At 67.0% G+C, this 21,822-nt stretch carries 19 protein-coding genes and 1 tRNA gene; 5 read left to right on the forward strand and 15 right to left on the reverse strand.

Features of this window, described 5'->3' with window-relative positions; all coding sequences use genetic code 11:
- Positions 1-125: 125 nt before the first annotated feature.
- The 4 genes from F614_RS0110690 to F614_RS0110705 all read right to left on the reverse strand — a co-directional run bounded on the left by F614_RS0110690 (position 126) and on the right by F614_RS0110705 (position 4,357).
- On the reverse strand, positions 126-1,094 hold the full coding sequence (locus F614_RS0110690) for a PstS family phosphate ABC transporter substrate-binding protein (protein WP_018867286.1): 969 nt from the start codon (positions 1,092-1,094) through the stop codon (positions 126-128).
- A gap of 302 nt (positions 1,095-1,396) precedes the next feature.
- Positions 1,397-2,740 (reverse strand): phosphate regulon sensor histidine kinase PhoR, encoded by a 1,344-nt coding sequence (phoR, locus tag F614_RS0110695; protein ID WP_018867287.1) that lies wholly within the window; start codon positions 2,738-2,740, stop codon positions 1,397-1,399.
- 15 nt (positions 2,741-2,755) lie between these two features.
- Positions 2,756-3,445, reverse strand: a complete 690-nt coding sequence (gene phoB, locus F614_RS0110700; protein WP_018867288.1) for a phosphate regulon transcriptional regulator PhoB — start codon at positions 3,443-3,445, stop codon at positions 2,756-2,758.
- Between the two features lie 132 nt (positions 3,446-3,577).
- Positions 3,578-4,357, reverse strand: coding sequence for a 3',5'-cyclic-nucleotide phosphodiesterase (locus F614_RS0110705; RefSeq protein WP_019558877.1), 780 nt, complete (start codon positions 4,355-4,357; stop codon positions 3,578-3,580).
- Positions 4,358-4,905: 548 nt separating this feature from the next.
- Between F614_RS0110705 and F614_RS0110710 the strand changes: the two genes are divergently transcribed.
- Positions 4,906-4,981: transfer RNA gene (locus tag F614_RS0110710), tRNA-Ala, on the forward strand.
- 50 nt (positions 4,982-5,031) lie between these two features.
- Here the strand turns inward: F614_RS0110710 and F614_RS0110715 are convergent.
- From F614_RS0110715 to F614_RS0110755, 9 genes are all read right to left on the reverse strand, one after another.
- On the reverse strand, positions 5,032-7,497 hold the full coding sequence (locus F614_RS0110715; protein WP_019558878.1) for an EAL domain-containing protein: 2,466 nt from the start codon (positions 7,495-7,497) through the stop codon (positions 5,032-5,034).
- 130 nt (positions 7,498-7,627) lie between these two features.
- Positions 7,628-8,074, reverse strand: a complete 447-nt coding sequence (gene cynS, locus F614_RS0110720; RefSeq protein ID WP_018867291.1) for a cyanase — start codon at positions 8,072-8,074, stop codon at positions 7,628-7,630.
- Positions 8,075-8,107: 33 nt separating this feature from the next.
- Positions 8,108-9,019, reverse strand: a complete 912-nt coding sequence (locus tag F614_RS0110725) for an ABC transporter ATP-binding protein (RefSeq protein WP_019558879.1) — start codon at positions 9,017-9,019, stop codon at positions 8,108-8,110.
- A 29-nt stretch (positions 9,020-9,048) separates the two neighbouring features.
- A complete protein-coding gene (ntrB, locus tag F614_RS0110730) occupies positions 9,049-9,897 on the reverse strand; it encodes a nitrate ABC transporter permease (protein ID WP_019558880.1) in 849 nt (282 codons plus the stop codon).
- Between the two features lie 3 nt (positions 9,898-9,900).
- A complete protein-coding gene (locus F614_RS0110735; RefSeq protein ID WP_018876841.1) occupies positions 9,901-11,355 on the reverse strand; it encodes an ABC transporter substrate-binding protein in 1,455 nt (484 codons plus the stop codon).
- A gap of 185 nt (positions 11,356-11,540) precedes the next feature.
- A complete protein-coding gene (locus F614_RS0110740) occupies positions 11,541-13,184 on the reverse strand; it encodes a sigma-54-dependent Fis family transcriptional regulator (protein WP_018877847.1) in 1,644 nt (547 codons plus the stop codon).
- Between the two features lie 199 nt (positions 13,185-13,383).
- The gene (locus tag F614_RS0110745; protein WP_019558881.1) at positions 13,384-14,223 is read right to left on the reverse strand and encodes an ABC transporter permease; all 840 of its coding nucleotides are present in this window, start codon (positions 14,221-14,223) and stop codon (positions 13,384-13,386) included.
- Complete coding sequence (locus F614_RS0110750) at positions 14,220-15,503, reverse strand: ABC transporter substrate-binding protein (protein ID WP_019558882.1); 1,284 nt, start codon at positions 15,501-15,503, stop codon at positions 14,220-14,222. The genes F614_RS0110745 and F614_RS0110750 overlap by 4 nt, the downstream gene beginning before the upstream one ends.
- A gap of 43 nt (positions 15,504-15,546) precedes the next feature.
- Complete coding sequence (locus F614_RS0110755; protein WP_018867298.1) at positions 15,547-16,407, reverse strand: ABC transporter ATP-binding protein; 861 nt, start codon at positions 16,405-16,407, stop codon at positions 15,547-15,549.
- 414 nt (positions 16,408-16,821) lie between these two features.
- Here F614_RS0110755 and F614_RS0110760 point away from each other — a divergent pair, with 414 nt between their 5' ends.
- From F614_RS0110760 to F614_RS0110775, 4 genes are read left to right on the forward strand one after another with little or no spacing between them, the layout of a single operon-like run.
- The gene (locus F614_RS0110760; RefSeq protein ID WP_018867299.1) at positions 16,822-17,370 is read left to right on the forward strand and encodes an OsmC family protein; all 549 of its coding nucleotides are present in this window, start codon (positions 16,822-16,824) and stop codon (positions 17,368-17,370) included.
- A gap of 34 nt (positions 17,371-17,404) precedes the next feature.
- Entirely contained in the window at positions 17,405-18,544 is a 1,140-nt protein-coding gene (locus tag F614_RS0110765; protein ID WP_018877843.1) for an acyl-CoA dehydrogenase family protein, read from the forward strand.
- A 54-nt stretch (positions 18,545-18,598) separates the two neighbouring features.
- Entirely contained in the window at positions 18,599-18,979 is a 381-nt protein-coding gene (locus F614_RS0110770) for a DUF302 domain-containing protein (RefSeq protein WP_018876837.1), read from the forward strand.
- Positions 18,979-20,412: an FAD-dependent oxidoreductase gene (locus tag F614_RS0110775; protein ID WP_019558883.1), complete on the forward strand. Its 1,434-nt coding sequence runs from the start codon at positions 18,979-18,981 to the stop codon at positions 20,410-20,412. The genes F614_RS0110770 and F614_RS0110775 overlap by 1 nt, the downstream gene beginning before the upstream one ends.
- Positions 20,413-20,449: 37 nt before the next feature.
- Here the strand turns inward: F614_RS0110775 and F614_RS14915 are convergent, their stop codons facing one another.
- Together F614_RS14915 and F614_RS0110785 are read right to left on the reverse strand one after the other, a co-directional pair.
- Complete coding sequence (locus tag F614_RS14915; RefSeq protein ID WP_012983248.1) at positions 20,450-20,614, reverse strand: hypothetical protein; 165 nt, start codon at positions 20,612-20,614, stop codon at positions 20,450-20,452.
- A 3-nt stretch (positions 20,615-20,617) separates the two neighbouring features.
- Complete coding sequence (locus F614_RS0110785) at positions 20,618-21,664, reverse strand: folate-binding protein YgfZ (protein ID WP_019558884.1); 1,047 nt, start codon at positions 21,662-21,664, stop codon at positions 20,618-20,620.
- Positions 21,665-21,822: the final 158 nt, after the last annotated feature.

Here is a 21,822-nt window from a genome sequence, read left to right on the forward strand (position 1 = left end):
GGGTTGGCGGCACAAAAAAAAGGCCCGGACGGTGTCCGGGCCTTGTGCGGTCTCGGCCGCGGCCGATGATCGCGTTGGAGCGGCCATGGGGGTGAAGCCCCGCCGGCAGGCTCCTGTGGTGGTGTTTACTCGAGGCCGAGGGCTTCGCGCTGGCGCTGGGCGACGGTCTCGGGCAGCGGCACGAAGCCGTCACGCACGACCACTTCCTGGCCCTCCTTGGACAGCACCATCTTCAGGAACTCGGCCTGGCGCGGGGCGAGGCCGTCTTCCGGGTGCTTGTTGACCGCGACGTACAGGAAGCGGGACAGCGGGTAGTCACCGGAGGCGGCGTTCTCGGCGGTCGGCTCGAAGTATTCGCCTTCGTTCTCGCCCAGGGCAACGGTGCGCACGCCGGAGGTCAGGTAGCCAATGCCGGAGTAGCCGATGCCGTTCAGCGACTCGGCGACACCCTGGACCACGGAGGCGGAACCGGGCTGCTCGTTCACGGCGTTCTTGAAGTCGCCGTCACACAGGGCGTGCTGACGGAAGTAGCCGTAGGTACCGGAGACCGCGTTACGACCGTAGATGGTGATGTCGCGGTTGGCCCAGGAGCCTTCCAGACCCAGCTGGCCCCAGCGGGTGATGTCCTCGGCACCGCCGCAGCGGCGAGTCGAGGAGAACACCGCATCCACGTCGGCGATGGACATGCCCTCGATCGGGTTGTCACGGTTGACGTAGACCGCGATGGAGTCGATGGCGACCGGCACCAGGGTCATCTCGTAGCCGTGACGCTCTTCGAACGCGGCCTGCTCGCTGTCGCGCGGCTGGCGGGACATCGGGCCGAAGTCGGCGGTGCCTTCGGTCAGGGCGGGCGGGGCAGTGGAGGTGCCGGCGCCCTGGATCTGGATGTTGACGTTCGGGTAGAAGTCCTGGAACTCCTCGGCCCACAGCGCCATCAGGTTGTTCAGGGTGTCCGAGCCTTCGCTGGACAGGTTACCGGAGATCCCGCTGACTGCCTGATAGGCCGGCAGGTTGGGGTCGACATCGGCCATCGCCGGGGTAATGGCGAGGGCGGCAGCCGCGGCGGCGGCGAGAATCGTGCGCTTGAACAGCATGGGTGTACTCCCTGGTGCTTGCTTTGAGGTTTGTTCGGAGCCGATCGGTCGGTCCTTGATGCGGGATTATCGGGAGGCTTGCTTGCAGTTGCGTGACGGCAACATGACAGCGGTGTGACATGTGGCGGGCCACTGCGGCAGCGCGGCGATCGGGGATGTGGGTCCGGCCAGACCCGGGCTATGCCCGGTAGATTGCTTCGCTGCGCTCGCAATGACGGGTTGCTGTAGCAGTCATTGCGAGGAGCGCAGCGACGCGGCAATCGGTCCGGATGGCCCGGGACCGGGAACCTTGTGGATGCTCGTCAGGCCCCCGCCGGGTCTTCCTGGCTGGATCGGTCGGCGGCTTCGGCGTGGCGAATGCGGCTCAGGGGGAACAGGCAGGTGAAGCGGCTGCCCTGGCCGACCTGGCTCTCGATCGCGAGGTGGCCGTCGTGGCGGGCAAGGACGTGCTTGACGATGGCAAGCCCCAGTCCGGTGCCGCCGCGGGACTGAGTGCGTCCGGCGTCGACCCGGTAGAAGCGTTCGGTCAGCCGACCGAGGTGATGGCTGGCAATGCCGGGGCCGGTGTCGTCGACGATCAGGCGCGCACCGTCAGGATCGGCTCGCCATTTCAGGGTGATTGTGGTCCCGCCGGGGGTGTACTTGACCGCATTGAACATCAGGTTCGCGCAGGCGGAACGCAGCTCGTCCGAATTCCCCCGGAATTCCAGCGTGGGGTCGGCGTCAAGGACGATCCGATGGGCCTCCGTGCCCGACAGCAGCCGTGCCTCCTCGGTCAGTTTCTGCAGCATCGGTAGCGGGTTGAACCAGTCCTGCGGGCCGGTGGTTTCGCCGGTTTCCAGGCGCGAGAGCAGTAGCAGGTCGTCCACCAGCAGCTTCATGCGTTCCGACTGTTCGCGCAGCATCTGCACCGAGCGGGTCAGTTCCGGCTGGTCCTCCAGTGCGTCTTCCAGTGTCTCGGTAACGCCGTAGAGCACGGTCAGCGGCGTGCGCAGCTCGTGCGAGACATTCGCGATGAAGTCGCGGCGCATCACCTCCAGCCGGTGCAGGTGAGTGGTGTCGCGCGCCAGGAGGAGGTACTGCGCATCGCCGTAGGGGAGCATGCGCATCTCCAGCTGGCGCTCGTCATCCAGCGGCGACGGCACGGTGACCCGCGCCAGCGACTCGCGGGCGCGTTCCATGAAGGTGAGGAATTCCGGGTGGCGCAGCAGGTGGGTGATGCGCTGGCCCTCGTCACGCGGCCACTCGAGCCCGAGCAGCTGGCAAGCCATATCGTTGATCCACTCGATGCGCAGGTCGTCGTTGAGGACCACGACCGCGTCGGGCATCGCGCGGGCCGAGTCGCGGTAGCGTTCCAGGAGCTGGCGCAGCCGATGCACCCGATTCTCGTGGCGTTTGCGGCGGCGGTAGAGCTGATCGAAGATCACGCCCCAGAGCCCACGCACATCGGGGGGCTCGGCGCGCCCGCCACGGCGCAGCCAGGTCTCCAGCCACAGCAGGTTGGCGATATTCCAGGCCAGGGCCGCGCCCAGCAGGAAGGCCACCGTGGGCCAGAACTGGCCGGTTGCCCAGCCAAGCGCCAGGATCGGCAGCGCGATCAGCAGGCTGGTAATGAGGATGTCGGGCCAGGTCTTGCGGGGCTGCACGGGGACCGCCGAAGGTCAGGGGTGTTGCGAGAAACGGTACCCCGAACCGCGCACGGTCTGCACCAGGTGATCATGGCCGGTGTCGGCCAGCGCCTTGCGCAGGCGGCGGATGTGTACGTCTACCGTGCGTTCCTCGACGTACACGTTGGTGCCCCAGACCTTGTCCAGAAGCTGTTCGCGGCTGAACACGCGGTCCTGGTGGGTCATGAAGAAGTGCAGAAGGTTGTATTCCGTGGGGCCCATGCTGATGGGTTCGCCATTGCCGGTGATGCGGTGCGAGACCGGATCCAGGCGCAGGCCCTCGATCTCGACCGGTTCCTCGCTGGTAGTGGGCGAGGTGCGTCGCAGCACCGCCTTCATGCGCGCGACCAGCTCGCGCGGCGAGAACGGCTTGGTCACGTAGTCGTCGGCGCCGACGTCCAGGCCGCGCACGCGGTCTTCCTCTTCGCCGCGCGCGGTCAGCATGATCAGCGGGATGTCCTTGGTGACCGGGCTGGCCTTCAGGGTGCGCGCCCAGTCGATGCCGCTGATGTCGGGCAGCATCCAGTCCAGCAGGATCAGGTCCGGCGGGTCCTCCAGCAGCAGGGACTTGGCGCTGCGCACGTCGCCGGCCTCGCGCACCTCGTAGCCCGCCTTCTGGAACGGCAGCTGCAGCATTTCGCGAATGGCGGTGTCATCCTCCACCAGCAGAATTCGAGTGGCCATGGCCCCGTCTCGTGATTGCCTGGTCGGCATTAGATAACAGCGATGTTACAGACATGTGAACCTGCGGATAGTGGATGGTCCCGAAGGTGCGGGTTTGGAGGCCCGTTGGCCTGCGCACTGGTGGCCACGCCTTCAGGTGCCGAGTACGAAGCGCTCGTCGCCGTGCAGGAAGATCATGCCGTCGTGGTGAGGGGAGCGGGCCAGTTGCTTGCGGATCGCCTGCTCATGGCCGGGCTTGAGGTGGGTGATGGCGATACGCGGGCGGTGTTCCAGCATGGCCAGATCCTCGCCCAGATGCTGCGGGGTGTAGTGCTTGGCCAGGTCGGCCATGCCCTCCATCTCGTCCGGGAGACCGGTCTCGATCATCAGCAGGTCGAGGTTGGGCAGGGCGTTGAGCGCCGGCCAGAGCTGGTGCGAGGAGGTGGTGTCGCCGCTGAAGGCGAAGGCCGCGCCGTCGTGATTGGTGACGCTGTAGCCAACCGCGGGAACGGTGTGACGCGCCGGCAGCACGCAAATCTCGCGCTGGTCCACCGCGATGGTCTGCCCCGGCTGCACGGTCTCCAGCCGGATCAGGGGCTGGTCGGGCCGGGGCAGTCGGGTGAAGTCCGGCCAGATCACCCAGTTGAACACGTGGTCGCACAGGGCCTTCAGCGTGGCGGGCAGTCCATGCACATGAATGGGTGCGGCATCCGGGCCGTAGACCATGTCGGCCAGCATCGGGAGGAAGGCGATGTGGTCCAGATGCGAGTGGGTCAGGAACACGTGGCGAATGCGGCGGAGTTCGTCCAGGCTCAGGTCCCCGACGCCGCTGCCGGCATCGATCAGGACATCGTCATCGATAAGGATCGACGTGGTGCGCCGGCCCGGGCCGATCCCGCCACTGGCGCCCAGGATGCGAACGGTCAAGCTCATGCGGGGTAGTATATCCAGCCGGCGGCGGGCCGTCCCGCGGCTGGATTGGGGGAGTGCGAGCCGACGCCGGACACCCCTAGGGAAACACGGATCCATGTACACGCTCGCGCTCGAGTCGCTTTTGCGTGCGAACAAGGCGCGGTGACTGCGGTGCAGTCATTCTGCACAAGGGAGCCGCAACGCCGTGCGCGCGCCCGTTTTTGATCACAACGGGCGGCCGAGCCCCTTCGGGGTTGGCACCCCAGGTTCCCCAATCCTGCGTTGCGGCCCGCATCCATCAAAAACGGGCCGGTAGAACCTCTACCGGCTGCGCACCGCGCCTTGTCTCGGAAAACCTGGGGTGCCAACGCGAGCGTGTACATGGATCCGTGTTTCCCTGGGTGCTGGATGTGGCTGACGGACATGCCTCAATGCTAGACCCAGTCCAGCCCCGGCTTCCGTGACGTGTCGCTCGAAAAGGCGATTTCGCGGGCGATATGCGCAGACGAAAGTTGCACCGACGGGTCTTCCCGCCACCCGGTGGAGTTGCTAGAATGCGCGTCCTGTTTGGGGCGGTAGCTCAGCTGGGAGAGCGTCGCGTTCGCAATGCGAAGGTCGGGAGTTCGATCCTCCTCCGCTCCACCAAACACCTGAAAAAGGCCTGCCTCGTGCAGGCCTTTTTCTTTTTGGGCGGGTTATGGGCCCGCGTGGCGCCGGGGCAATGTTCGTCTGCGCGGTGCGGTCCGGCGGGCGAAGGGCTCGGGCTCGTGCTGGCGCACGAGTGCGGCGAGGGCATCGGCCGGCAGGGGGCGGCTGCACAGGTAGCCCTGCCAGGCATCGCAGCCCTGGGTGGCGAGAAAGCCGAGTTGCGCGGCGTTTTCCACCCCCTCCGCGAGAACGTCCAGCCCGAGGTTGTGCGCCATGCCGATGATGGTCACGGCCAGTTCGGCGTCGCTGCGATCCTCGGGCAGGTCGCGCACGAAGGTCTGGTCGATCTTCAGGATGTCGATGGCGAATTCCTTCAGGTAGGCCAGCGACGAATAGCCCGTGCCGAAATCGTCGATGGCCAGTGCCACGCCCAGTTGCTTGAGCTGTTGCAGGGTGCCGCGGGTCGTCTCGGCCTGTTCCATCAGCGTGCTTTCGGTCAGCTCGAGGGTCAGGCGTCGGGCCGGGAGACCGGTTTCCTGCAGGACCTGTCGGACCTGGTGAAGCAGGCCCGGTGCGGCGACCTGGCGGGCCGACAGGTTGACCGAGATCTCCAGCGGCGGCAGTCCGGCCCGGTCCCAGTCAACGACCTGACGGCAGGCCTCGCGCAGGACGAACGCGCCGACATCCACAATGAGCCCGGTCTCCTCGGCCAGTGGGATGAACACGTCCGGCGTGACCAGGCCGTGTTCCGGGTCGCGCCAGCGAACCAGGGCCTCGATGCCGGTGATCACGCCGGATGTCATCTGGATCTGGGGCTGGTAGTACACCTCCAGTTCGCCCTGTGCCAGCGCGCGGCGCAGGCGGTTCTCGATCTCCAGGCGCTGGCTGGCCGCATCGGTTAGGGCGGTGCGGTAGAAGCGGAAGGTATTGCGTCCCGCGTCCTTGGCCTCGTACATCGCGGCGTCGGCCTGGGTGATCAGTTCGCCGGCCTCGGTGGCGTCGTCGGGATACAGGGCGATGCCAATGCTTGCGCCCACCTGGAGGTCGCTCCAGCCCCCGACGGCGAAGGGTTCCGCGATCAGCGCCAGCAACTGGCGGGCGCGCGCCTCGAGTTCCCGGTGATCGGCCGCGTCTTCGATGATCACAACGAACTCGTCGCCGCCGATGCGCGCGATGGTGCGCGCCTCGAAACGCGTCTTCAGGCGCTCGCCGAGGATTTGCAGCAGGTCATCGCCGACCCGGTGACCCAGGCTGTCGTTGACGGTCTTGAAGCGGTCGAGATCGACGAACAGGATGGCCAGGCATCCGTTCGCCTCACGGGCCTGCTGCATGGCATCGTGCAGGCACTCCTGCAGCAGCGTGCGGTTGGGCAGGCCGGTGAGCGGATCGTGTCCGGCCTGGTAGGCCAGTTCCGCCTCGTGCGTGCGCAGGCGCGCTTCGGCCGCCCGGCGCTGCTCGACCTCCAGCGACAGCCGGGTGGTGAGACGCCGGTAATAAAGCGCGGCGAGGCCGCTCAGCAGCAACAGGCCCGCCAGGAACCCCAGCAGGACCTCGGGTCGGGCCTCCCAGTAGGCGCGCAGGTCGACCACCACCGGACGGTCGTAGGGCGGACGGCCGAGTTCTTCCAGCAGGGTGTGAACCGACGCATAGGACAACGGCGCCGACCAGCCGTGGTAGCCGCCGGCGCGCACCGCGGGATGGTCGGACGGCAGGCTCAGCAGGGCGATGCTCACCGCCTCCGCTAGCGGATCCGGCGTGTGTTCCAGGCGCGAGAAGGGCCATTCCGGATACAGGCGGGTGGAGTGGGCGAACGGGAACTCCGCGGTCTCCCGGGGCCCCAGCACGCGCAGTGCCCCCGGGGCGAGGGTGCCGGCCCGGAGCTGGCCCTCCAGTACGCCGGTGCGCACGATGCCGGCATCGGCGTCTCCGGCGAGCAGCCCCTCGATCACGCGGTGGTGTGGCATGCCGGTGAATTCAAGGGCGGCGAGATCGTCCTGTGGCTCCACGCCCGCGTTACGCAGCGCCTCGTGGCCCGCCAGCCAGCCGCCCAGCGAGTCCGCGTCCACGGCCAGCAGTCGCTGGCCTCTCAGGTCGTCCAGGGACTGAAGATCCGCGCGGTCGTCACGCACCAGGATGGTCCCGCCGAACTGGCGGATAGGCTGGCCCTGTTCCTCGGCGATCAGGGTGGCCAGGCGGGTAATGCCCTGTTCGGCCTCCAGGCGTACGTAATGTCCGGTGTTGGTCAGGACGAAATCGATGTCGCGCGCGGCGACGGCCCGATTCAGCTCCGGGTAGTTCAGGGCCTGGACGCGGAACGTGGCCGCGTCGATCTGCGCGCTCAGGTAGTCGGCGGTGGGCTGCCACTGGGCGGCGGTCTGGCCGGCATCGCGGAAGGCCAGAACACCAATGGTGTACACCTCGGCACCGTCATGTTCTCCGGCCATCGCGGGCGCGGCGCAGGACAGCGCGGACAGCAGGATCAGCAGACGGACGAGTGGGGACCGGAGGCGCATCGACAAGAGCCTACTATGAGAAGGGACTTGCCGTACACGCTCCCGGCTGGAGGGCCGTCTTTGACCGGCCTGTGGATGAGGGGCGATCACGCGGCAAGCAAGGTCGCCGCCGCGTGACCGGAGGGGTCGACTACCAGCTCTTGTAGGGCAGGAACTTGCCGTTCCAGGTGATTTTGACGCGGTCGCCCTTGGGGTCCTCGACCTTGTCGATGTCCATGGTGAAGTCGATCGCGCTCATGATGCCGTCGCCGAACTTCTCGTGGATCAGGGCCTTCATGGTGTCGCCGTAGACGTTGATGGCCTCGTAGAAGCGGTAGAGCACCGGGTCGGTCGGGATGGTCTTGTCCCAGTCCTTGTGCGGGAAGACCTGCAGGGCCTGGGCGACCTCCGGGCCAAGGCCCAGGAAGGTCGCCAGCTTGTCGGCCTGGTCGCTCTCCAGGTGATTCATGCCGTAGCAGGCGGAGGTCACATAGACCTCGTGCAACCCGGTGGCCTCGGCGATCGCGGCCCAGGTGGTGCCGCGGTTCTCTTTCGCCTCGAGGATAGTGGTGGTCATGGCGCTCTTGCTGAGACTCATCGTGTGCTCCTTGAAAGGGGTAGAGGGAAGGGTTCAGACCGCGCGGACCATGCGCGGGCCGGGTTCGGGATCGGCCTCGGGCCGGGCCGGGTTGACGATGCGCGGACGGTGGCGCGGATTTTCGCCGCGGGCGGCCGCCTCCTGCGCCTTCGCGGACATCGCCTTGGCGCCGTCAACCAGGAAGTCCACCAGGTGGTTGCGGATCGGGTAGTAGGCCTCCTCCTGATGCAGGGTGGCCCGTTTCCGCGGGCGCGGGATGTCGATCTTGACCGACTCGGCGACCTGGGCATGCGGACCGTTGGTCATCAGCAGCACGCGGTCGGCCAGCAGGATCGCCTCGTCCACGTCGTGGGTGATCATGAACACGGTCTGGTGGGTCTCCGACCAGATCTTCAGGAGTTCTTCCTGGATGACGCCGCGGGTCAGGGCGTCCAGGGCGCCGAACGGCTCGTCCATCAGCAGCAGTTTGGGTTCGATGGCAAAGGCGCGGGCAATCCCCACGCGCTGGCGCATGCCCCCGGAGAGCTGCGAGGGCTTGCGGTCCATCGCATGATCCAGCCCGACCATGTGCAGATACTTCTCCGCGTGTTCGCGGCGCTTGGCCTTGCTCCAGTGCGGCCAGCGGGCGCGCACCGCGAACATCACGTTGTCGCGGGCTGACAGCCAGGGCAGCAGGCTGTGGTTCTGGAAGATCACGCCCTGGTCGAGGCTCGGGCCCTTGATCTCCTTGTTGTCCATGATCACGTTGCCGTCGGTGGGGGTGGCCAGGCCGGCGAGCACGTTGAGGATGGTGGACTTGCCGCAGCCGGAGTGACCGATCAGGCAGACGAATTCGCCCTTTTCGATGTTCAGGTCGACCCCCTCGAACACCGTCATGAGGTCGTTCGAATCGGGTTGCGGGAAACGCTGGCTCAGGTTCTCGATTTCGAGGAATCCCTTGCTCATGGTTGTACTCCTGGTTGGGCTGCGCCGACTCAGTCGGCGTAGCGCACGAGTTTGGTGGCCTGGGCGAGGGAGGCATCCAGCAGGAAGCCGACAATGCCGATCATGATGATCGCGAAGATCACGCTGGCGAGATCGAGGTTGTTCCACTCGTTCCAGATGTAGTAGCCGATGCCGGTACCGCCCACGAGCATCTCGGCGGCGACGATGACCAGCCAGGCAATGCCGATGGAGATGCGCATGCCGGTCAGGATGGTCGGGGCCGCGGCGGGCAGGATCACGGTGAATGCCGTGCGCACCTTGGACAGCTCATGGGTCTTGGCCACGTTCAGCCAGTCATTGCGCACCGAGGCGACGCCGTAGGCCGTGTTCACCAGCATCGGCCAGATCGAACAGATGAAGATCACGAAGATCGCCGAGATGTTCGAATCGCGGATCACGAACAGGGCGAGCGGCATCCAGGCGAGCGGCGAGATCGGCTTGAGGATCTGGATGTAGGGATCGAACGCCTTGTTCAGCAGCGGCGACATGCCGATCACGAAACCGAGCGGGATGGCGATCAGCGCGGCCAGGGCAAAGCCCAGCAGCACCCGGTAGATCGAGTAGGCCAGCTGGATCCCGATGCCCTTGTCGTTCGGACCCGCGTCGTAGAACGGGTTGCTCAGCTCGCTGAATGCATGGCTGAACACCTGTGTCGGGGCGGGGATGCCGCTGCTGGAACTGCGGTCGGTGCCAGCTCCCATCAGCTGTTCGTATTCGCTCAGTTCGCCCTGTTGCGGGACGAGCGCCTCCGGGGCGGTGGCGAGCTGCCACACACCCAGGAAGGCCACGAGCATCACCAGCGAGAGGACGGTCGCCCGGAAGTTGAGATTGCTCAACATGGCTTAGCTCCTGCGGATTTCGAAGCTGTCGAGATAGCCTTCCGGGTCGGTGTAGTCGAACACCTTGCCCATGATCTCGAAGTTCTTGTACGTGTCGCTGGGGGCCTCGTAGCCCAGCTCGGTCATCACCTCGGCACATTCGCTGGCCAGGAAGACGTCTTCGGCCAGGCGGTTGTAGTCGAAGTCGCGATCCACGTAGCCCCAGCGCTTCATCTGCGTGAGGATCCAGGTCGCCATCGAGTGCCAGGGGAAGGGGTCGAAGTCGATCCGGTGCGGGTCGTTCTGCACGTTGCCCAGGCCGTCGGCGTAGCGACCGGTGAGCACCTGCTCCACCACGGACTGCGGCTGATTGAGGTAAGCGCGCGGGGAGATGGCCTCGGCAATCTCGGCCCGGTTGTTGATGTCCGAGCTGTACTGCGTGGCCTCGATCAGCGAGCGGAACAGGGCCCCGAAGGTGTTGGGATGCTCGTCGGCCCAGGCCGCGGAGCAGGCGAAGGCGCAGCACGGGTGTCCGTCCCAGATATCCTTGGTCAGCATGTGAATGAAGCCGATGCCGTCCCAGACCGCGCGCTGGTTGAACGGGTCGGGGGCCAGGTAGCCGTCGACGTTCTCGGCGCGCAGGTTGGCCACCATCTCCGGCGGCGGGACGACGCGGATGCTGATATCGCGATCGGGGTCCAGCCCGTGCTCGGCGACCAGGTAGCGCAGCAGGAAGTTGTGCATGGAGTACTCGAAGGGCACGGCGAAGGTGAAGCCCTTCCAGTCCTTCGGGTCACGCTTGTCCTTGTGCTTGTTGTGCAGGGTGATGGCCTGGCCGTTGATGTTCTCGACCGCCGGCATGATGTAGTGCTCGCGCGAGGAGCCCGAGCCCAGGGTCATGGACAGCGGCATCGGCGAGAGCATGTGCGAGGCGTCGTATTCACCCGACAGCGACATGTCGCGGGCGACGGCCCAGCCGGCGGTCTTGATCACGTCCACGTCGAGGCCGTGGCGCTCGTAGAAGCCCATCGGGTGGGCCATGATGATCGGGGTGGCGCAGGTGATCGGCACGAAGCCGACGCGCAGCTTGGTCTTCTCCAGCGGCCCGCCGTCCTTGATCGCGGCCTTCACCTTCTCCAGCGGCAGGATGGAACCCAGGGCCGCGGCCACGGTGCCGCCGCCCAGCATCTGCAGGAAGCGGCGACGGTTGATCTCGTTGTGGCCGAACATGCCGCGGACGATGGCGCTTTCCACGGCGCGGTCGATCATGCCCTCGTCGCTCAGGTCCTCGCCGGTCTGGTGGGCGTCGGCCTGCACGGGGTCATGGGTGGCGCGCTGCTCCAGTTTTTCTTCCAGGTCCGGGGACGCGGTGTCGAAGCAACTGCAGCTCCCGGGGCCGGTATGGCCGTGGCGGCAGCTGGAGCCATGGCGCAGGTCGGCATTGGCGTCAAAGGGATCGTGAAGACTCTTGGTCGGCATGGTCGGCTCTCCTCGTGGCTCGAATCGATGCGGGCATCTTTGCCCGCATGTCGAGGGTCTTTGCAGGTGCCATGCCAACGGGTGGAAATGGGAGCCCCAGTACGCCTGCAGGCACGGGGCGGGCCGACAATTGGACGTCATTTCGGACAATGCCGACGAATCGTCCATTGGCGCCGGGGGCGGCGCTAAGTCGTTTCGATGCCGAGCTTTTTCAGGCGGTAGCGCAGCTGGCGCGGGGTCAGCCCGAGTTCCAGGGCGGCGCGGGTCTTGTTCCCGCGCGCCCGCTCGATCGCCCGCGCCAGGCGCTCTGCCTCGGAGGCATGCACACGCTGGTAGGGGCGCACCGCGCTGGTGCAGTCTGCGCCGTAAGGGGGCGCCGGCGCGGCTTCGCGGGGCGCTGCCGACGAGGGCTCGGCGTGTGAGCCCAGGGGTTCACGCTCGAACGGACTGATGCGGGACTCCTCGTGTAGGATCTCGTCAATCAGCGGTGTGCCGATGCGGCCGTCGGTGGACAGCAGCACGGCCCGCTCGAGTACGTTCTCCAGTTGCCGGATATTGCCCGGCCAGTCGAAGGCCTCCAGGCGCTCCAGGACGCCGTCATCCACGACCACGTTCCAGCCGTGCAGGTGGGTGTAGCGGTCGAGGAAATGACGTGTGAGCAGGCGGATGTCGCTGGCGCGGTCGCGCAACGCCGGCATGTGCAGCGGGATGACGTTCAGGCGGTAGAACAGGTCGAGCCGGAACTCCCCGGCATTCACCGCGGCCTGCAGGTTCTGGTGGGTCGCGGCGATGATGCGCACGTCCACCGGGATATCGCGCGAACCGCCGATCGGCTGGACCACGCGCTCCTGCAGCACGCGCAGGATCTTCGATTGCAATGCCTCCGGCATGTCGCCGATCTCGTCCAGGAACAGCGTGCCGCCGTCGGCCAGGGCGATCTTGCCGGTCTTGGCGCTGGAGGCACCGGTGAAGGCGCCCTTTTCGTGGCCGAACAGTTCGGACTCCAGCAGGTCGGCCGGGATCGCGGCGCAGTTGATGGAGATGAACGGCTTGGCGCTGCGCTGACTGATCCGGTGGATCATGCGCGCGATCTTTTCCTTCCCGGTGCCGGAGGCCCCGGTGACGAGGACGGTGGCCTGGGTGTCCGCGATGCGGTGGACCTGCTTCAGGACATGGCGCAGGGCCGGGCTCTCGCCGAGGATGCCGTATTGCCCGCCCTGGGTGTCCAGGGCGCTCTTCAGATAGCGATTCTCCGAGACCAGTTCGGCGGTGCGTTCGGCGATCAGCTGGTGAATGCGCAAGACCTGGCCGATCATGCTGGCGACCACCCGCAACAGGTTCAGGTCGTCCTGGAACTGGCGCGAGCGGCGGCGCAGGCGATGCACTCCGAGGACGCCGATGGCGTGTTCGTCCTGCACGATGGGGACGGCGATATAGGCGACGGTCTCCTGCGGCAGGGTGGAGCGGTCGATGGCGCGCGCGAGATATTCGGGCTCGTTGTCGATGTCCTGGATCAGGGCGATCTGGCCGGTCTTCATCACGCGCCCGGTGACGCCTTCGCCCAGGCTGTAGCTGCCGCGGTCGCGCTCGGCGTCGGTCAGGCCGTAGGCGTGGCGGATGCGTAGCTGTCCGCTGTTCGGGTCCGGCAGCAGGACGCGGCCGCGGTTGAGGCCCAGCAGCTGCGACATCATCCCGAGGATGCGGTAGATCGCGGCGTCCGGGTCGCCGGAGCGGCCCATGAGCTTGGCGACCTCCAGCAGCAGGGTGATCTCCTGCTCCCGCGTGGCGAGGTCGGGCGGGGTCGAATCGGATGCGTGTTGCGAGGCCATGGGTGGGGATATGCAGAAACCCTGCCAGTGCGCCCAAGGCGGTTTGTACAGGTCTGGCGCAGCAGCGGCGCGGTCCGTTTTGGTGCTGGTGCCTCGTGATGGGGCGGGGCGGCGCACCGTTGGCTTGCACGCGCCTTGCCGGGTGAGGGAAAGAGGCCCGGCCGGGGTGGCCGGGCCCATGGGGTCCCGCTTGTGGGGATTATCCCTCGGCGTGGTAGCTGCTGCGCTTGATCAGGCGCACGCAGATGGCGTCCAGCATGTAGCCGATGATGCCGATCACCAGCACGAAGGCGGCCAGTTTGTCGTACTCCAGGGTATCGCGGGCATCGTTGATCGCGTAGCCCAGCCCCGAGGTGACGCCGAGGTATTCCGCCGGGACCAGCACGATCCAGGCGACCCCCACGGCCAGGCGGATCCCGGCAAACACATCCTGCGCGATCGCGGGCATCACGATGTAGCGCAGGGTGTGGTACGGGTTGGCCCCCAGGTTGTTGCCCACCTTCAGCCACATCGGGTCGATGCGCTGTACCCCGTGCGCGGTGGCATAGGTGATGGGCCAGACGGCGGCAATGGCGATCAGGAAGATGATGGCCGCGTCCCAGGTGGCGAAGGCCAGCACCGCGATCGGCATCCAGGCCAGCGGCGAGATCATGCGCAGGAACTGGAACGGCACATGGGTGATCTGCTTCAGGGTCAGGAAGTAGCCGATCATTACCCCCAGCGGGACGCCGATGGCGATCGCATAGGCCAGACCCCAGCCCACGCGGTACAGGCTGGACTCGATCGGCTTCCAGACGTTGCCGGAGACGACAAGGTCCCAGAACGCCGCCAGCGTCGGCCCGGGGGCGAAGCTGGCAAAGGCCATCGTGTCCTCGTTGTTGGCGATGGCCCAGCCGCCCCAGTACCACAGGGCGAACAGGCCGGCGATCCCCAGTGCCGGGTATTGCAGTGCCCGGCGGGCGCGGTCGGCGAACCGCAGAAGCGGCATCAGCCGCTCCACGGTTGTGGGGTCGACGGAGAGCGTGGCTTCGCGGTTCATAGGACCACCACCTCCTCGCGGGCGAACGGCGAATCCATGTCCACACCCGGGGCACCCTGCCACGCGGTGTGGGTCTCCATCGCCTTGCGCACGAAGTCGTAGTTCACCAGGTCATCCTTCACGAAGTCCGGGTCCAGGCCTTCAAGGAAGGTGGTGTCGCCACCGACCAGGGTCTCGTTCATCGCGCCCACCAGCATTTTCGTCGCGGACGGATACGGCCAGGGCGAGAAGTCGATGCGGCCGTTCTCCCATTCGGGGTGACGGATCGCGCCGCTGTCGGCGTAGGTGCTGTCGTCGTGGTAGTTCGTCATCGCGCGTTCCACCACGTTGGCAGGCATTGGCAGGTAGCCCTTGCCGTCACGCGAGAGCATTGTGGCGATGCTCTTCTTGTCCTCCTGGATGGTGCCCTGGGCGCGGACCACGGCGTTCATCACCTTCTGCGTCCACTCCGGCTCGCGGTCGGTCAGGCGCTCGTTCATGCAGACCACGCAGCAGGGATGGTTCTTCCAGATATCGCCGGTAAAGCGCAGCACGTTGCCGCGGGCCAGCAGCTCGCCGGCCGCGTTGAACGGCTCGGCGACGATGTAGGCATCGATGGAGCGCGCGGCGAGGGCCGGCGGCATGTCCGGCGGCGGCATGATCATCAGATTGACCTCGTGCGCCTCCAGCGCCGAGCCCTGGTCGCGGATCACCGGCGTCAGGCCGGCGTCGCGCAAGGCCATCTGCATGACCACGTTGTGCATCGAATACCAGTAGGGGACGGCCACGCTCTTGCCGCCCAGGTCGGAGAACGACTGCACGTCGACGTGGCGCCCGGTGACCACGGCAGAGCCGTTGGTGTGGGCCCAGGACATGATCTTGACCGGAAAGTCGTTCTGGTAGCGCATCCACAGCGGGATCGGCTTGAGCAGATGCACCAGGTTGAAACGGTTGGCGGCGAAGGACTCGATCAGCGGCGACCAGCCGCGGATCAGGGTCGGGTCGGCGACCTCCAGGCCTTCGTCCTCGAAATAGCCCTCGGAGTGGGCGACCAGCAGTGCGGCGGCGTCGGTGATCGGGATGTAGCCGATACGTACGACCCCGTCGAAGTCGCGGGCGGCAGCCTCGGGTTCGCCGAGGCTCCCGGGCTCGGCGCCGAACAGCGAGCCGGGCAGGGCCAGCCCGGTGCCGGCCAGGCCGCCGACGGCGGCGGTGCGCAGGAAGTTGCGACGGGAAAAGCTGCGGTCCAGCAGGCTGTCCAGCTCGCGGTCGATGTCATGGTGATTGTCGCAGTTGCACATGGTGGTGGTTCCTCGGTCAGGGTCGGGCAGTGGCGGCGGTGGATCAGGCAGCGCGTACGCGTGCCCGGGATTCGGATGTGGTCGGTTCGGTCGCCTGGCTTTCGTCTTCCGTGTCAGGCGAAGCGGTCTCGGACTCGGCGGCTTCCGGAGCGGTGCTGGGGCTTCGAGTGGCTCCGAAGTAGCCCATCAGTTCGGCCTTGCGGTCGACGAAGGCCTGGCTGTTGCGGTCGCGGGGGTGGTCGATTTCGATGCTCAGCTCGGCGGTGATCGTGCCGGGGTTGGAGCCCATGACCAGCACGCGGTCGGCCATGGCCACGGCCTCCTCGATGTCGTGGGTGACGAACACCACGGAGATGCCGCGTTCGCGGGCCAGGCGGGTGACCTCGTCCTGCAGGGCGACCCGGGTGAAGGCATCCAGAGCCGAGAACGGTTCATCGAGCAGCAGCAACTCGGGGTCGGTGGCCAGGCTGCGCGCCAGGGCGACACGCTGTTGCTGGCCGCCGGAGAGCGACTGCACGTTGACCTCGGCCTTGTCGGTCAGGCCGACGGTCTCCAGCAGTTGGTCGATGCGCTCGCGCATGTCGCGCTTGCGGCCCTGGAAGATCAGGCCCAGCGAGGCGTTCTTGCGCACGGTCATCCAGGGGTAGAGCGAGGGCTTCTGAAACATCATGTTCCAGCGCGGACTCGGCTTGATCACCTGGTGGCCGTTGATGCGCACGCAGCCATCGCTGGGCATCAGCAACCCCGCGAGCATGTGCAGCAGGGTGGACTTGCCGCAGCCACTCTGGCCGATCAGGGCCACGGTCTCGCCCGGCGCGATGTTGACCTGGATGTCCTTCAGCGTGGGGGCTTCCTGCCCGGGATAGTGATGGGTGATGTAGTCGATGGAGATGGCGGCGCCCATGGCGTGTCCCTCTTGATCCTTCGTTCATGAGCCGCCGGGCGGATCGCTTCGGCGGCGCGTTCAGAAGGTTCCTTACAAGGGACGTGCCAAACCCGTCCTGATCCCCGGGATTTTCATCGTTGGCGGGTTCGAAACGGCGTGCTGACGCGAAATACCGGGAGGCAGGGTGGGTGCGCCGGCAAGCCGGGGCGATCCGGCGCGGGGCATGCGCAATGGACAATCCGGACAAAGCGGCCGATTACGGGTGGACAAAGTGGACGAAATGGTCGTCGGGTGACGGGGCGATTCCGGAGCGACGTCCCGAAAACGGCCTTGTGGTGCGGTGTGCGCGATGTTGGCACGGCTTCTGCACCGGGATGGGCGACCCGGTCGAACGCCGGGGAACCACGAATCCCAACTGCGAGGAGTATCACCATGTCCGTAGCCGAAGCCACCACCTCCCTGACCGTCAACGGCCTGGAGCCGATCGACCAGGACGGCCTGAACGGCCTGGCCGCCAAGGGCAAGGCCAACCCCGAAAGCATCGTGACCCTGAAGGCCACCACGGTCTGCGAGGGCAAGTTCCGCAACCTGACCTACGTGCGCGATCTGGATGCCCACGTAATCGACGAGCCGCCGCACCTGCTCGGTGACGACACCGCGCCGAATCCCTCCGAGGCCGTTCTCGCCAGCCTGGGCGCCTGCCTGTCGGTGGGCATGCACGCCAACGCGATCGACCGCGGCATCACGCTGACCAAGCTCGAACTCACTCTGGAAGGGGATATCAACGTGACCGCCGTATGGGGCGTGGGCGACACCGACGTCAACAAGCACCTCGGTTTCTCCGACATCCGCGTGAAGGCGCACCTGGAAGGCGATGCCAGCGAGGAGCAGCTCAAGGACCTGGTGGCGCATGCCGACTTCTGGTCGCCGGTCGCCAACACCATGCGCAACCCGGTCAACGTCAGCGTCGAGCTGGCCTGAACCGGTTACTGGATCTTTACGGGAGTAAAACCCAATGCTCGAAACCCGCACTCAAGACGTGACGGGGGTGTCGCCGGCCGCAGGGCCGGCGGATGCCGACGCCGCGCTGCAGGCGCTGGTGGAACGCGACCTCGCGCCACTGACCGCCCGTATCGACCGCGAAGGCCTGTACCCCGAGGATTTTCTGCGCGAGGCTGGCCGCCTCGGCGCCTTCAACCGCCATCTTGCCAGCCAGAACGCCAGTGGCACCACCGACATTGCCAGCGCGATCCGCGCCACCGAGGTGATCTCGGCCGAATGCATGACCACCGGGTTCGTGGCCTGGTGCCAGAACGCCTGCGCCTGGTACGTGGAGAACAGCAGCTCGGACACACTCAAGCGCGAGGCGCTGCCGAAGCTGGCCAATGCCGAGGCGCTGGGCGCCACCGCGCTGTCCAACCCGATGAAATGGTTCGCCAACATCGAGGACCTGAAACTCTCCGCCGAACGCGTGGACGGGGGCTATGTGGTCTCCGGGTCGCTGCCCTGGGTGTCCAACCTGGGCGAGGATCACTACTTCGGCGCGATCTTCCGGACCACCGACGCGAACCCGCGCCCGGTGATGGCGCTGATCAACTGCGCCGACCCCGGCTTCAGCCTGACGGCCTGCCCCGAGTTCACGGCCCTGGAGGGGTCGCGCACCTTCGGTTGCCACTTCGACCGCGTATTCGTGCCCGATGCCCACGTGCTGGCCGACTCGCTCCCCGAGTACATCCGCCGGATCCGTCCGGGCTTCGTGCTGCTGCAGATGGGCATGGGGCTGGGGCTCATCGACGGCTGCCTGCGCACGATGCGCGAGGCCAACGAGACCCTGGGGCACGTAAACGGCTATCTCGACGACCAGGTCGGCGAACTGGAAGAGGCCCTGGAGGACGGGCGCGCGGCCTGTTATGCGCTGGCCGAGACGCCGTTCGACGAATCCGAGCGGTTCTTCGCGGACGTGCTGCAGATGCGCCTGACCGGGTCCGAGCTGTCCCTGCGCGCGTCGCAGTCGGCCCTGCTGCACTGCGGGGCGCGCGGATACAAGGCGGATGCGGCGGCCCAGCGCAAGCTGCGCGAGTCGTACTTTGTGGCCATCGTGACACCGGCCATCAAGCACCTGCGCAAGGAGCTTGCGCGCATCCACGCGCACTGAAACCACCACCCACGGTCGGGGCCCCCGGGCCCCGGGCCGAATCAAGGAATCGCCATGCTGGAAATCACTACCCGAATGGATCCCGAGGCGGCCGTCGACACCCTGAAGGCGGCGATCGATGCCCAGGGCCTGAAGCTGGTCTCGCATATCAATGGTCAGGCCAATGCCGCGAAGATCGGGGTCGAGGTGCCGACGGATCAGATCCTCGAGGTCTTTCACCCGAGCTACGCGGTGCGTGTCTGGGAGGCCTGCAAGCCTGCGGGCATCGACATCCCGTTGCGTATCCATGTGTCCGGTGATGGCGACATCCTGCGTATCAGCACGCGTTCCGCGCGGGAGGTGTTCGCGCCGTGGGCCAACCCCGACCTGGAGGCCATCGGATCCGAACTGGACCCGAAACTGCAGGCCATTCTCGACGCCGTGGAGGCCGCGTGATGAGTACCGAAACCGACGCATTCAAGCGCTATATCTGCAAGGTCTGCGGCTATATCTACGACGAGGCCAAGGGCGATCCGGATTCCGGCCTGGCGCCGGGGACCCGCTTCGAGGATATCCCCGACGACTGGTACTGCCCCGACTGCAACGTGACCAAGGCCGACTTCACCGCGCTGGAACCGCGCGCCGAAACGGCGGACGCGGGCGCCGCCGCGATGGCCTGGAGTGCCGGGAGCGGTATGGCCGACCCGGATGCGGTGGTGATCGTCGGTGGCGGTATGGCCGGCTGGGCCCTGGCCGAGGCCCTGCGCGAGCGGGATCCGCGGCGGACCATCCGCCTGCTGACGGCCGATTCGGGCGATTACTACACCAAGCCGCGGATCTCCAACGCCTTCGCTCGTGGCACCGCGATCGAGGACCTGGTCGAAGAGACCGGATCGGCGCGGGCGGCGCGGCTCGGGATCGACCTGATGCCCTTCGTGCGGGTGCTGGATATTCACCGTGCGCAGCAGCGCCTTATCACAGCGCGCGGGGGTGTGCCGTACGGCCAGCTGGTGCTGGCCACTGGCGCCCGGCCGCGCAGGATGGCGTTCCCGGGCGGCGCCGCGCCCCCCCTGGCCGTGAACACGCTGGAGGACTATCGGGCCCTGCGCGGGGCGCTGGAGGCCGGTGGCGGCGCGCCTGCTCATACCCGGGTGGCCATCATCGGGGCAGGTCTGGTGGGCTGCGAACTGGCGGACGACCTGGCGGCCGGTGGCCACCCCGTGCACCTCGTCGAATGTGCGTCGCAGCCGCTTGCCGGGCTGTTGCCCCGGTCGCTGGGCGATGACCTGCAGCAGGCACTCGCGAATCATGGCGTGCAGTGGCACACCGAGGCCACCGTCGAGCGCATCGAACCGGTAACGGATGCAACACGGCGCCTCGTGCTGGATGACGGAGCGACACTGGAGGCCGAGGTGGTGATCACCGCGCTGGGCCTGGAGCCCCAGCGCGACCTGGCGGAGCGCGTGGGCCTGTCCTGCGACCGCGGGATCGAGGTGGATGCGCTGTTGCGCACGACCGATCCGGCGATCTTCGCCCTGGGCGATGGCTGCGAGTTCGAGGGGCGGCTGCGCCCGTACGTGGAGTCCCTGCGTGGCCAGGCGGCGGCGCTGGCGCGGACCCTGTCGGGCGAGGCGACGGTCTACCGACCGGATGCCGGTGTCGTACAGGTCAAGACGGGGAGCCTGCCGTTGAATGTCTGCCCGCCGCCGGTGGATACCGGGGAATGGGTGGAGATCAGCGCCGATGGGGCCGGGCGCCACCTGGAATATCACGCCGACGGACGGCTCGCCGGCTTCGCCCTGTCGGGGCGGCACGCGCGGCGGGCGCGCGAACTGGAGACCTGCCTGGGCAAACCAGTGGCGGATCCCCGGGCGCGCCTGGCGTCGTGATGCGCTACCGGGCCGGCGTGGCCGGCCCGGAGCGGACTCATATGACCCCGTCGAGCCGCAGGTAGCCGATCAGGAACAGCACGGCCAGTACACCGGCCAGCACGTAGAGCCAGTTGGACAGCGTGGGGTTGTTGGGGCGGCTGAAGAAGGCCGCCCACAGCGCCAGCAGGATGAGGACGAAAAAGAAGAACAGGAAGCGCATGCGTCAGGCTCCTTCCGGGACGGCGTAGGGGAGATCGACCACCTCGGCCGTTGCACCATCCGGTGCACCCCAGCGCAGCTCGCCTTCCGCGGCGGCCACCTGCACGACCGCAAGGGCGGAATAGAGCCCGTCCGGGTGGAGTTCGGCCGCGACGATCTCGCCATCCGACTGCTCCGGCTGGCCGTCCGCGCGAAAGACGGGCGAGCCGGGTTGCGGCGGGGTCTGGGTATGGATGGCCAGGCGGAACATACGCCGCTTGAGCTTACCCAGGTAGTGCATGCGCGCCACCACCTCCTGCCCCGGGTAGCAGCCCTTCTCGAAACTGATCGCGCCGAGGGCGTGCAGATTCAGCATCTGCGGGACGAACATCTCGGTGGTTTCCTCCACCACCGTCGGGACGCCGGCAAGGATGTCCAGCAGCGCCCAGTCACGCGGGCCCACCGGGGCCGCGTGGACGTTCAGGCTGTCCCAGGCGCGGCGCATGGCGTCAATCTCGCCGAACAGTTCGAAGCGCGGGTGCAGTCCGGGTACCCGGACGACGGTAACGCCATTCTTCTCGACCACCTCTTCCGGCGCGCCGGGACACACGCCCAGAGCGTTGGTCAGCTCCTTCTCGGCATCCGGTCCGGAAAAGCCGAAGTGGATGCGGGAGTCCCCGGCGTGCTCGATGATCACGTTCGCGCGCAGCACGAACATCTGCAGGCGCTTGGCGACGGGCTCGATCCGGTCCGCCGGCATCTCGAGCAGGTAGCCGTCCGTCGTGCGCAGCACGCGGAACACGGCATAGGCCCGCCCCTTGGGGCTGGAGTAGCTGGAGAGCTGGCTGTGCTGGGCGTCCACCGCATGGATGTCATTGCCGAACTGCCCCTGCAGGAAGTCGGTGGCGTCATCGCCGCGCACCTCCAGCAGACCGCGGTGGGAGAGGTCGCAGATCACCTCGCCGTTGACGGCCATACGGCGCTCGCGCTCCGGGTTGCCGTAGTGCAGGAGGTCGTCCTCCTCGAACTCGGCGCCGGCGTCGATCAAGTGGTGTTTCCAGTCTTCGCGCATCGGGATTCTCCTGTGGCAGTGCTCGTCGCCGCGCGCCGCCGGACCGATTCGCCATCGGTGGCCGGGACGCCCGGAAAGGCAGCGCTGCACTGGATTGAGGTGGTAAGCTGAACCAAGCGGCTCGATAGTAGACGAACCTTTCACAGGGTGTCAGCCCT

This window comes from Thioalkalivibrio sp. ALE12, from assembly GCF_000381105.1.
Classification (GTDB): domain Bacteria; phylum Pseudomonadota; class Gammaproteobacteria; order Ectothiorhodospirales; family Ectothiorhodospiraceae; genus Thioalkalivibrio.